We start from the raw sequence: 12184 nt of genomic DNA, 5'->3' as shown, positions 1-12184 counted from the left end.
TCACGCGGCCTCCGCATAGGGGGCAGGGCGGGCCAGACTGCCATCCGCGCCGAAGAGATAGACATAGGCGGGGTCGAGCCACAGCGTCAGTGGGGTGCCGTGTTCGGGACGATGGACGCCATCGACCAGACCGACCCAGCGATCCTCGCCGTGGCGCAGGTGCAGGAAGGTCTTGGCGCCGGTGATCTCGGTCACGTCGAGCGTGGTCTGCAGCGGGATCGCGCCCGGCGCCTCGCGCAGCGACAGATGGGCGGGGCGGAAGCCCGCGCGGTATTCGCCGTCGGACAACGCCACGGGCCACGACGCACCGTCGAAAGACGCTTGGCCACCCACCACGCGGACGGTCTTGAAGTTCATCGGTGGATCGCTGAACACCCGCGCGGTGGTCGCGTCCAGTGGCGCGCGATAGACCCGCGGCGTCGGACCGAACTGCGTCACCCGGCCTTCCCACAGCGTTGCGGTATTTCCGCCCAGCAGAAGCGCCTCTTCGGGCTCGGTCGTGGCATAGACAAAGATCGCGCCCGATTCCGCGAAGATCCGCGGAATTTCGGCGCGCAACTCCTCGCGCAGCTTGTAGTCGAGGTTCGCCAGCGGCTCGTCCAGCAGCACCAGCCCTGCGCCCTTGACCAACGCGCGGGCCAGCGCGCAGCGCTGCTGCTGTCCGCCCGACAATTCCAGTGGGCGCCGGTCCAGCATCGGGGTCAGGCGCATCATCTCGGCGGTCTCGGCCACGCGACGGGCGATCTCGTCGCGCTTCACCCCCATCAACCGCAGCGGAGAAGCGATGTTGTCGCGCACCGACATCGAGGGGTAGTTGATGAATTGCTGGTAGACCATCGCGACCTTGCGGTCCTGAACGCGCTGGTCGGTCACGTCCGTGCCCTGCCAGACCACGCGCCCCTCGGTCGGGCGATCAAGGCCGGCCATCAATCGCATCAGCGAGGTTTTCCCCGCCAGCGTTGGACCCAGCAGCACGTTCATCGAGCCGGGCTGCAACACCAGATCGGTTGGATGGATGTGAACCCGTCCGCCGACGACCTTGGTGATGCCGCGCAGCTCGAGTGTCATGCGGCAGCTCTCTTCTCGATCATCCATTCGTCCAGCGCGGCGATCTGGTCTGCGTCCATTCGCAGGCCCAGCTTGCTGCGGCGCCATACGACGTCATCGGCGCGCCGGGCGAACTCACGCGCCATCAGCCAGCGCACCTCTGGTTCGGTCAGGGTCGCACCGAAATCGCGGCCGAGGTCCTCGGCGGTCTTGGCATCCCCAAGGATCGCCCGCGCCTCGGTCCCGTAGGCGCGCACCAGACGCCGTGCCCACGCGGAGTCCAGGAACGGATAATCGCGCGTCAGTCCGGCGATCTGCTGATCGACCGCATTGACGGGGAAATTGCCCCCAGGCAACGCGATCCCGGCTGTCCAGGCGCCGCCCGCACGGGGAAAATGCGGCGCCAGTTTTTCCAGCGCATGTTCCGCCAGTTTGCGATATGTGGTGATCTTGCCGCCGAAGACGTTGAGGCAGGGCGCACCCTTCGTATCCAGCGACAGCACGTATTCGCGCGTTGCAGCGGTCGCCGACTTGGCACCGTCGTCATAAAGTGGCCGAACGCCCGAATAGGTCCAGACGATCTGTTCGGGCGTCACCGGCTTGCGAAAATACTCGGACGCGAAGTCGCACAGATACTGCTGTTCCTCGGGTGTGCATTCCGCTTCCAGCGGGCTGCCCTGATGGTCGCGGTCCGTGGTCCCGATCAGGGTGAAGTCACCCTCATAGGGGATCGCGAAGATGATCCGCCCGTCCGCACCCTGGAAGAAATAGGCCTTCTCGTGATCGTAAAGCTTCGGCACCACGATGTGGCTGCCCCGCACGAGCCGTACGGATTCCCGGCTGGGCAGGTGGGCCACGTCATGAATGACCTTGCCGACCCATGGCCCGCCCGCATTGACCAGCGCGCGTGCATGGAAGACGCGGCCGTCCTGCAGCGCGATCCGCCACAGCTTTCCTTCGCGGGCGGCCTCGGTCACGCGGGTGCCAGTGATGATGTCCGCGCCCCGCTCTGCCGCGTCGCGCGCGTTCAGGACGACAAGCCGGGAATCGTCCACCCAGCAATCGCTGTATTCGTAGGCCTTGGTCAGGCGTGGCTGCAGCGGTTTACCTTCTGGCGCGTTCCTGAGGTCGAGCGATGAGGTCGCGGGCAAGATCTTGCGCCCGCCGAGCGTATCGTAAAGCGCCAGCCCCGCACGGATCATCAGGTTAGGACGCTGTCCCTTGCGCCATGGCATGACCCGCGACAGCACGCGGGATACGGGGGTGTCGCTTTCGAAGGTCATCTGCGGGTCGAGCGGCAGCACGAAGCGCATCGGCCAGCTGATATGCGGCATCGCTGTCAGCAAGACCTCGCGTTCGCGCAGCGCCTCGCGCACCAGACGGATTTCCAGATATTCCAGATAGCGCAGCCCGCCGTGGAACAGCTTCGTCGACTTCGAACTGGTCGCCTGCGCCAGATCGCCCATCTCGGCCAGACGCACCGACAGGCCGCGACCGATGGCATCGCGGGCGATCCCGCAGCCGTTGATCCCGCCGCCGATGATGAAGAGGTCGGTCGTCTCGGGCATGGGCCCCCCTTGCTCCATGAGCGCCATCCGATCACAGCGCCGTGTAATCTGTCAAACGAAATTCTTCGTTTTGGTTCGTGGATGTTCGTATTGACAGAAAACGAATGCAACCCGTAGCGTGACGCAAGGTCAAAGGGGGTGCGCATGCCGCTGAACATCCGGCAGTTGGAGATCCTCGAACTTGCCCGCCAATCCGGACATGTCGCGGTCGAGAATCTGGCCGCCCATTTCGACGTGGCCGTGCAGACCATTCGCCGTGATCTGAGCGAGCTTGCCGATCAGGGCGCACTGGACCGCGCCCACGGCGGCGCGGTGATGCCAAGCGGCGTCAGCAATATCGGTTATGATGAGCGTCGTCGGATGAACGAGGACGCGAAAGGAGCCATTGCGCAGGCCTGTGCAGCGGCGATTCCGGACAATTCGTCGATCATCATCAATATCGGGACGACGACCGAAGCGGTCGCACGGGCACTGCTGTCGCATCGAAACCTGACCGTGGTGACGAACAACATGAACGTCGCCAACATTCTGGTGGCCAACGAAAGCTGTCAGGTGATGGTTGCGGGCGGGGCGCTGCGTCGGTCCGATGGCGGGCTTGTCGGTGATCTCACGACGGAATTCATGGCCCAGTTCAAGCCAGATTTCGCGGTGATCGGCGTCTCGGCGCTGGACGCGGACGGCGACCTGCTGGACTTCGATCTGGCCGAGGTGCGCGTCAGCCGCGCCATCGTCGCGCAGGCGCGGCGGGCGTTTCTGGTGACCGACCTCAGCAAGCTGGACCGGTCCGCACCGCTGCGCATCATCTCTCTGTCCGAACTGGACACGGTGTTCGTGGACCGACCCTTGCCGAGCGAACTGGCGCAACGATGTGCGGAATGGGGAACGCGGATCGTCGTCGCCGACCGTCCCGCCCCCTAGACCTCGATCACCGCACCCGGCTGTGCTGCGACACCGTCGACCGACAGGGCAAGGCCGCGATCGCCGCGTGTCACCTCGACCCGCCGCGCATGGCCGTCGATGGTGATCGTTGCGCTGAAGCCCGGCCAGTCGTCTGGCAGGTTCGGCGCCACGACGAAGCCGCCCGGCCGTCGCTCGATCCCCAGGATGCCCTCGACCGCGGCACGGAACATCCAGCCCGCCGAACCGGTGTACCAGGTCCAGCCGCCGCGACCCAGCTTGTCGGGCGCGCCGTATATATCGGCGGCGACGACATACGGTTCGACCCGGTATTGCTCGGCCGAGGCGCGGTCGGCGGCGTGGCTGATCGGGTTTATCGCATCGAAGATGCGGTGCGCCCTGGTCCCGTCGCCCGACTGCGCCAAGGCATAGACCATCCATGCCGCGGCATGCGTGTACTGGCCGCCGTTTTCGCGCACACCGGGCGGATAGGACTTGATGTAGCCGGGTTCCGCTTCGGTGGCCGAGAAGGGCGGCGTGAACAGTCGCAGGATCCCTGCCTTTTCATCGAAAAGCCAGTCGACGGCGGCATCGACAGCACGATGGGCACGATCCTCGCGACCCGCGCCGGAAATCAGCGCCCAGCTTTGCGCGATGGAGTCGATCCGGCATTCGGTGCTGTCCACCGATCCCAATGGCGTCCCGTCGTCGAAATAGCCGCGTCGGTACCAGGCACCGTCCCAGCCTGACTTGTCCAGCGCCCGAGAGACCGATTGACGATGGGCGCGCCAGGCTTCGGCGCGCGTTCCGTCGCCACGCGCCTCGGCAATCGGGGCGAAGCGGTCGATGGTCGCGCACAGGAACCAGCCCAGCCAGACGCTTTCGCCGCGGCCGCCTTCGCCGACACGGTTCATGCCGTCGTTCCAGTCGCCGCCGAGGATCAGAGGCAGGCCGTTCGGCCCGGTGCGTGCCAAGGCCAGATCAAGCGCGCGGGCGCAGTGATCGTAAAGCGGCGCGGACTCCTCGCTCTTTTCGGGCTGGAAGAAGCGATCGTGCTCGCCCTCGTCCAGCCGGGGTCCGTTGATGAAGGGCAGAGTCTCGTCAAGGATCGATGTGTCGCCCGTCGCTTCGACATAATGCGCGGTGATGTGGCCCAGCCAGACGACATCGTCCGTGATCATTGTCCTCACGCCCGCGCCGGTGCGCGGCAGCCACCAGTGCTGGACGTCGCCTTCGGGGAATTGGCGACTGGCGGCATTAAGGATCTGGCGACGGCAGAGATCGGGATCCTGCAGGATCAGCGCCGCGCTGTCCTGCAACTGGTCACGGAAGCCGAACGCACCCGAAGCCTGGTAGAATGCGGTGCGGGCCCGCATCCGGCAACCGAGCGCCTGATAGGGCAGCCATGTGTTGACCAGCAGGTTCAGCTTGGGGTCGGGCGTATCGACCTGAAGCGTGCCCAGAAAATCGTCCCAGGTCGCGCCAGCCGCGGTTAGTGCCAGATCGGTCACGCCGCGCTGATCCAGTTCGGACAGAACCCCGTCGATGGCATCCGCGGGCGCGTCGGCAAGCGTCAGTACGCTTTCGATCGTGTCACCCGCTGCCAGCGGGAGCTGCCAACGGATCGCCGCGCACGGATCGGCGTCCGTTTGCAGTTCGTCCCCCGCATCCGACTCTGGCCAATGCGTCAGGGCGCGGGGGCGCGACAGCGAACCGTTCCGCCCCAGAAACTGCGCGCGTGACGCGCATGCGCCGTCGATCGGCTGATCGCAGGACAGGGCGGTCGTGCGGTCTGCAAAATCCGTCGAATAAGGATTCTTCAGGATCACCGCGCCGGCATCCGCGTCATAGCGTGCGCGCAGCATCGTGGACGTTCGCGCGGGATCGATGCCCTTGACCATCTCGGCGTAGGCGATGCCTTGCAGGGACAGCCGTTCGCGCGTGTGGTTGGTCACGCGCAGGCGGGTCAGGCGGGCGGGCTGGTTTTCCGCCAGCATCATCACTGCCTCGACCTCGACCCAGCCGAAATCGGCCGTGAAGCGCGAATAGCCCATCCCATGTGCAATCTCAAAGACCTGTGACGGATCGTCGCAGAGCGCGGGGAAGGGGGTCGCGACCCGGCCGGTGGCGGGGTCATGGATCAGAATCGCCTCTCCGGGGCGATTGCCCACGGGGTCGTTTGACCAGGGCGTGATCTGGTAGTCGCGCGAATTCTCGGCCCAGGTATAGCTCGCGCCCTCGGCCGAGACGTGGAAACCGAAATCCTCGCGAGCGATGACGTTGATCCACGGATGCGGCGTCGGCCGGTCCGCGCGCAGGCGCATGACATATTCGCGGCCGTTATCGGTGAAGCCGCCATAGCCGTTCCAGAACTGCAGTGGCGTGGGCGCAGGGGGTTGCGCCTGTCGCCGCGCGGGAAGCCTTGGCGGCGTGTCGGCAGCGCGGGGTGGTGTGATGTCCGGCAGGCGATCGATCTGTTCGGCCAGCGTGCCGTTGCGGGTGTGCAGCACGATCCGAGCCGCGGCCAGAAGCGTGTCGTAGCTTTCGGGCGAGATCTGGTCGCGACGGACCGCATGAACGCCCCATTGCGGCATCGGCCCGCCCGCCTGCGCGATGCGAAGATCGCAGAGGTTGCGGATCGCATGCTGCAGATCCTGGATGTAGCTCGCCGCGCGTTCGTTCAGGATGACGATGTCGCAGGGCACCGACCGGACGCGGAGGAATTCGTGCATCTTCAGAGCGCTTGCGACGATCGGAAGATCGGTCTCGTCGTCGATGCGGATCAGGATGATCGGCTGGTCGCCCGAGATCCCCATCGGCCACAGTGACGATTGCGATCCAAGCGCGCCGCGCCGGTCCGGGTCCATCAGCGACAGGTTAAGACGTGGATAGACCAGCAACGCGGCGAAGCGCCGGAACAGGCGCGCCTCTTCCAGCGTGACGCCGACGTGGCGCAACTGAACCTGACTCCACGTCCAGGCAAGACGCAGTTCGTGGTCGAAGACGGTTGGACGTGCGTAATGTGCGGCGGCGTCGTCGCGGGCCTGTTCCGTGTCCGTCATGATGGTCCAGAACACCAGGCTGACCGACTTGCCGGCCGGCAACCGCACGCGGCGGCGGATCGCGAAGATCGGGTCCAGCGTGTGACCCTGTCCACCGCCCAGCGTTGCGCCCGGATCGAACGCCGCCGGATCGGCCAGTGTCCGCCCGCGCCCGATGAAGGCATAGCGGTCCGTTTCGGCCTCGGTCGCCGCTGGCATGGCGCTGTCCGCGCCCGCGACCAGATGCGCCAGATAGCGGGACTGCCCCTTGGGATCGCGGGGACGCCGTTCGGCTACGATCAGGCTGCCGCCGCCCCGGATCTCTGTCTTGACGAACATCTTCGAGAATGCGGGATGCGCGTTGTCCGATGCCGGCTCGTCCAGCACGATCTCGCCATAGGACGTGACCTCGATCGTGCGGTCGCTGCCGGAACGGTTGCGCAGCGTCAGGCGCCGCCCGTCGGCATTGGCTTCGGTCGCGGCGATCACCTCGACCCGGCTTTCGATGGCGTTGGCGGTCTTGAAGAACTCGGCCTTGTGGTCCGAGATGATCGTGCGCGCCTTCTCGTTTTCGCCAGCGCAGGGCGAGGTCGTGGCCGACCACCACTCGCCGCTTTGAACGTCGCGCATCAGAAGGTAGATGCCGCCCCGGTCACAGGTCGGATCGGGATGCCAGCGGTTGACCGCGACCCCGTTCAGGACCGAACGTCCCGACCCGGTGGCCGAGATCGTCGTGGCGAAATGGCCATTCGACAGCAGCGCGACCTCGGTGCGGGCGCGTCCAGGTTCGTCCACGACCGAGATCGATTCCGAAGCCGAGGCATGGCTGATCGTCGCGGCCTCGGTCCGTGAAGGCGCGCGGGTGATCGGCACGATGTCACGGGGCGATTTTTCCTGCAGCAGCAATTCGGCGGCGCGGACCACCGGATCGTCGTGGAAACGGTCGCGGTGGATGCCGTCCAGGACGGTGTTCGCGATGGCCAGAATCGACATGCCGTGGTGATGGGCCATGACGTTGCGCACGACTTCGTGCCGATGCTCACCGCTTTGCCGTGAGGGTGTGAAATCGACTGCGTCGTAGTAGCCCCACGGCCCCAGCGCACCGATATCGGCAAGCCAGGCGAGGTTGCTGACGGCCGCCTTGGGCCGCATCTGCGCCGCAAGGATCGAGGCATAGGGCGCGACGACCGGATCGCCGCCGCCACGCTTCAGCGCCAGGGCGGGCACACCGAATGCATAATACTGGTAGTTCAACTGCCGATCGCGCGCGTTGAAGGCACTTTCCGAAATGCCCCACGGGATCGCCCGGGCGCGGCCATGTTCGATCTGGACCTCGATCGCCATGGCATTGGAATGGTGCAGGATACCGCCCTGACGCTCTCGCATCAGGAGGGGCGGCATCAGATATTCGAACATGCAGCCCGACCAGGACAGCAGCGCACCGCGATTGCCGAACGTGGCGAAGGGGCGGCCAAGCTGGGACCAGTGATCCTTGGGCAGATCGCCCTTGGCGATGGCAAGGAAGGACGTCAGCCGCGCTTCCGATGCCAAGAGGTCGTAGCAGCTTTCGTCCAGTTCGTCCTCGCCTGGGCGATAGCCGATCGACAAAAGCTGCTTGTCGGGTCGCACGAACAGGCTGAAATCCATGCGGAAGGCCAGTGCTCGCGCGCGTTCGGACAGCGTGTGCAGGCGCAGGGTCACGCTGGCCAGCGCGTCGCGTCCCTCGGCCGCAGGTCGCAGAACCTCGTCGCAATTCACCCGCAGGGCGCGCGCCCACCAGAGCAGGTCGGCACTGGCGCGATCATTCTCGGTTGCGTCGAGATCGCCTGCCAGCCGCTCGATGTCGCGGGCCAGAACACCCAGATCGGCGATGCCGACCGGCGCGGTCTGCGGATCGGATTCGACGCTGCGATAGCGTCCGGCAAAGCCCGCCAGCCGCTCTTCCAGCACCTTGCGGACATCGTTCGATCCGCGCCGGCCCGCCGGCAGATCGGCATAGGCACGTTCCAGCAGCGCCAGCGTGTCCGCAAGACCCGTGATCTTGACCTGAACCGCGCTTGCAGTCGCATCGCCCCATCGCCGCAGGCCCGAGGCGAGCGCGATCAAAAGCCCGGCCAGGTTGCCACTGTCCACGGACGAAACGTAGGGCGTGGGCAGGACCGCGAGCGTCCGGGTGTCGTACCAGTTGAAGAAATGTCCGCGATGGCGGGGCATCCGCTCCATCGTTTCCAGCGTCGCCGAAATCCGTCTCAACGCGGTGTCGAAACCGATCCAACCCAGATCGCGCGCCGACATCACGGACATCAGGTAAAGGCCGATATTGGTGGGCGACGTCCGCTCTGCCAGCTTGGGTGCCGGATGATCCTGGAAGTTGTCGGGCGGCAAATGGTTGGTGTCGGGTCCGACGAACTCCTCGAAGAAGCGCCAGGTCTGGCGGCCGATCTGGCGCAACGCCGCATCTTCGGCGGGCGACAGCGACAGCCTGTCCTCTGTCACCAGCGGGCGAGAGATCCGTTCGCCGATCCAGGGCGATGCGATCCACAGGATCGACATGACGCTGGCGACAGGCAGCGCCGACGGGTTGAGCCATGCGGTCGCGGCAAGCGCGAGAAGTCCGATCGCGGGGCTTGCCCAGCCCTTGCTGTAGATCTGCCAGGGCGACGCCGCCGCCTTGCGCGCGGCCTCCCGCGCGGTCGTCCATTCCAGGAGATGTTTGTGGCTGACGAAGCGGCGCCACAGCGCCAGCGCGATCGCGTCGGCCATGTTCGCCGCGCGTTCGGCCACCCCGGTGATCCTCAGCCCCAGTTCCAGCATGTAATTCGCGGCGTCCCGGACCATGCCGCGCAGGTGGTAGCCGACCGCAAGCCCGCGTCGTCTGCGCAGCAGCGCAAGATCGACCTGCAGGATCGCGACCAGAGCCAGAAGGCCGATCAGCGCGATCTGCCACAAGGCTGCGTGCCAGCCGGGCAGGGTCAGCCAACCGGCGATCGACGCCGCGACCCACAGGATCGGCATCAGCGAGCGCCGCAGGTTGTCGAACATCTTGAAGCGTGCCAGCGCGTTCAGGCCGTTCAGGGGATTGACGATGAACGGCAGCAACTGCCAGTCACCGCGCGTCCATCGATGCTGGCGGCTGGCTTCGGTCGCCGCGCGCAAGGGGAAATCCTCGACCACCTCGACATCGGTGACCAGCGCCGCGCGGGCCAGCGAGCCCTCCAGCAAGTCGTGGCTCAAGACCGTGTTTTCAGGAATGCGGCCGGCCATCGCCGCCTCGAACGCGTCGACATCGTAGATGCCCTTGCCGGTGAAACTGCCTTCGGCGAACAGGTCCTGATACAGGTCCGACACGGTGAAGACGTAGGGGTCAAGACCGCGGTTTGTCGAAAAGATGCGCTGGAAGATCGATGCTTCGGGTCCGGTGGTCAGCGAGGGCGTGACGCGCGGCTGCATGATCGCGTGACCCCGGATGACGACGCCATCCTCGCGTGCGACGGGCGTGTTCACGGGGTGGGCCATCTTGCCGACCAGCGCCGTGACCGTCTCGCGGGGCAGTCGGGTGTCGCTGTCCAGTGTGATGACATAGCGCACGCCTTCGGGCGGCGTCGGGCCGGTGTCGATGAACGAGGTGTCGGCGTGGCCGCGCAGCATCTCGTTCAGCTCGGCCAGCTTGCCGCGCTTGCGCTCCCACCCCATCCAAACGCCTTCCGCCTCGTTCCAGACGCGGCGGCGGTGCAGCAGGAAAAAGCGGCGCGTGCCGTTGTGGTCATAGCGATCGGCCAGCGCATCGATCCGCTCGCGTGCGGCGCTGAGAAGACGATCGTCGTCGGGCTCGTGTTCACGCGGTGCATCGCGCCAATCGGTCAGCAGCGCGAAGATCACCTCGCCGCGCGGGTTGGCGAGGTAATGGGACTCGATCATCTCGGCCAGTTCGTCCACCGCGTCGAGGCTCGAGATCATGCCCGGAATGACCACCAGCGTCCGCGCTTCGGGCGGGGGGCCGTCGGCATGGAAATCCATGGCGGGCAGCCGTTGCGGCCTGACCGTGCGCGCCGCAATGAACGAGATCAGGCGCAGCGCGGTTTCCGACGCCGGAATCACGGCAAGGACCAGCAACAGGACCACGGACCAGCCCGGCAGCGACGCGGGCAGAAGCAGGTGAAGGCCCAGGACCAGCAGCGCTGTGATGACGGCCATCGGCACGGCGATGCCCAGCCAGCCGAGGCGGCGGAACCCATCGTCGAACCGTTCGCTGATCGTCGGGCGATACCCGCAGGCCTCTTCGAAGCGATGCTGCTCTGCGCCTACCAGAAGATGTCCGATCACCTTGTGCGGATGGGCGTCTTCCGCCAGTTCCAGCACAAGCTGCGCGACCTGCATTTCGCTCAGCGTCGAACGCCGGGCTATGCGTTCGATCACGGTGCGGTAATCCGACCGGGTAGGCTTGTCGAGGCGACCGAACTCGGTCCCGTCGCTCAGCAGACGGTCGATGCGGCTGACACCTTCGAACCAGCGCAGCCAGTCGATGTCGCCCAGTTTCCGCAAGCTGCGAATGATGTTGCCGGTGGTGACGTTCCCGCTCGATTGGCGGGTGTATTCCGCCTGAACCGCGCGATCGATCGCGTCGGCGCGGCCCAGTTGGCGCTCGACCGCGGCCAGCGCCATCTGCGCGCTGTCGCCGCCGTCTCGCAGCCGGTAGAGCAGTTGAACGGCGACCGTGTCGTGCCGGATCATCGCCGCCTCGCGCGCGACCCGCGCCTCGATATCGGCGCGACCGGTCGCGTCGGCCAGCGAATCCGCGATCCGGTTGCCTTCGAACCGGCGCAGTCGCGCGATCGCTACGCGCTCCGCCAGACGACGCAGGTTCTCTATCAGGATGAAGCGCAGGAAGGTGGGGATTGCCCACAGTTCGGCGATTTCGAGCACGCTTTCAGACTGATACCCCTCAAGGAAAGCGGTCAGTTGGCCGTCCTCGATCTCGGAATTGGTCAGCGCGACGAAATACCAGGCAATGATCAGCGCGCGCGGCATTTCCCGGCCGTCGGCCAGCGGCTGGCGCGGCAGGTTCCGAAGGAAATTGCGGTCGAACCCTTCGCGCAGCTGGCGCAGGTTTTCCTCGACCATGTGGTGGTTGTCGATCAGCCATTCGGCGGCGGGGGTGATCAACTCGCCGGATTCGGCCGCCTCTACCGCGTGAAGGTAAAGCGACTGAAGCGCCAGCCGGTTCTCGTCCAGACGACGCAAGGGATCGTCAGGCGTGGCCCGCAGGTCGGGATGCGACATCCGGGCCAGATCGCGACCGGCTTCAGTCAGATCGCGACCGGTCCAGAAATCGAAGCGGATCGGTTCGGGACCATGGCTGCGAGAGCCGAGCGAGAAGGTGCCGTTGCGCCCGAACATGCGCTGATGAAACATGCCGCTTCTCCTTCAGAACAAGCGGCAAGGTTATCGGCTGGCCGGGCAAGCGCAAGGGCGGCTGACAAGACGACTGCGGACCTAATTTGGAAGCGCGAACGTTGAAAAATGATTACGCTGTCTTGTTTTAGGGCCTAAATTGAATGTGTGGCGCGATTTGTCGGCGTCGCAGCCGGAAGATCGTGAACGCCAGTCACGGGCTTGCTGCCTGCGCTTTAG

The 12184-nt window shown here is 65.8% G+C and carries 4 protein-coding genes; 1 reads left to right on the top strand and 3 read right to left on the bottom strand.

Annotated features, from left to right (window positions below; genetic code table 11):
* Entirely contained in the window at window positions 1–1068 is a 1068-nt protein-coding gene (locus MLD63_RS07405) for an ABC transporter ATP-binding protein (protein WP_255329222.1), read from the bottom strand.
* Window positions 1065–2615, bottom strand: coding sequence for a glycerol-3-phosphate dehydrogenase (glpD, locus tag MLD63_RS07400; protein WP_255329221.1), 1551 nt, complete (start codon window positions 2613–2615; stop codon window positions 1065–1067). The genes MLD63_RS07405 and glpD overlap by 4 nt, the downstream gene beginning before the upstream one ends.
* Before the next feature lie 144 nt (window positions 2616–2759).
* Here glpD and MLD63_RS07395 point away from each other — a divergent pair, with 144 nt between their 5' ends.
* Entirely contained in the window at window positions 2760–3533 is a 774-nt protein-coding gene (locus tag MLD63_RS07395; RefSeq protein ID WP_255329220.1) for a DeoR/GlpR family DNA-binding transcription regulator, read from the top strand.
* Here the strand turns inward: MLD63_RS07395 and MLD63_RS07390 are convergent.
* The gene (locus MLD63_RS07390) at window positions 3530–11965 is read right to left on the bottom strand and encodes a glycoside hydrolase family 94 protein (RefSeq protein ID WP_255329219.1); all 8436 of its coding nucleotides are present in this window, start codon (window positions 11963–11965) and stop codon (window positions 3530–3532) included. The two genes, MLD63_RS07395 and MLD63_RS07390, sit on opposite strands and share 4 nt — an antisense overlap.
* Between the last annotated feature and the right edge of the window lie 219 nt (window positions 11966–12184).

The organism is Paracoccus albicereus (genome assembly GCF_024359525.1).
GTDB lineage: Bacteria > Pseudomonadota > Alphaproteobacteria > Rhodobacterales > Rhodobacteraceae > Paracoccus > Paracoccus albicereus.
Note: the sequence above shows the minus strand (reverse complement) of the source record. Positions and strands in the feature narration are given on the sequence as shown.

Bases quoted from the DNA above. Each gene is read 5' to 3' on its own strand.
- MLD63_RS07405 (WP_255329222.1), bottom strand. From the start codon at position 1,068: ATGACACTCGAGCTGCGCGGCATCACCAAGGTCGTCGGCGGACGGGTT.
- glpD (WP_255329221.1), bottom strand. From the start codon at position 2,615: ATGCCCGAGACGACCGACCTCTTCATCATCGGCGGCGGGATCAACGGC.
- MLD63_RS07395 (WP_255329220.1), top strand. From the start codon at position 2,760: ATGCCGCTGAACATCCGGCAGTTGGAGATCCTCGAACTTGCCCGCCAA.
- MLD63_RS07390 (WP_255329219.1), bottom strand. From the start codon at position 11,965: ATGTTTCATCAGCGCATGTTCGGGCGCAACGGCACCTTCTCGCTCGGC.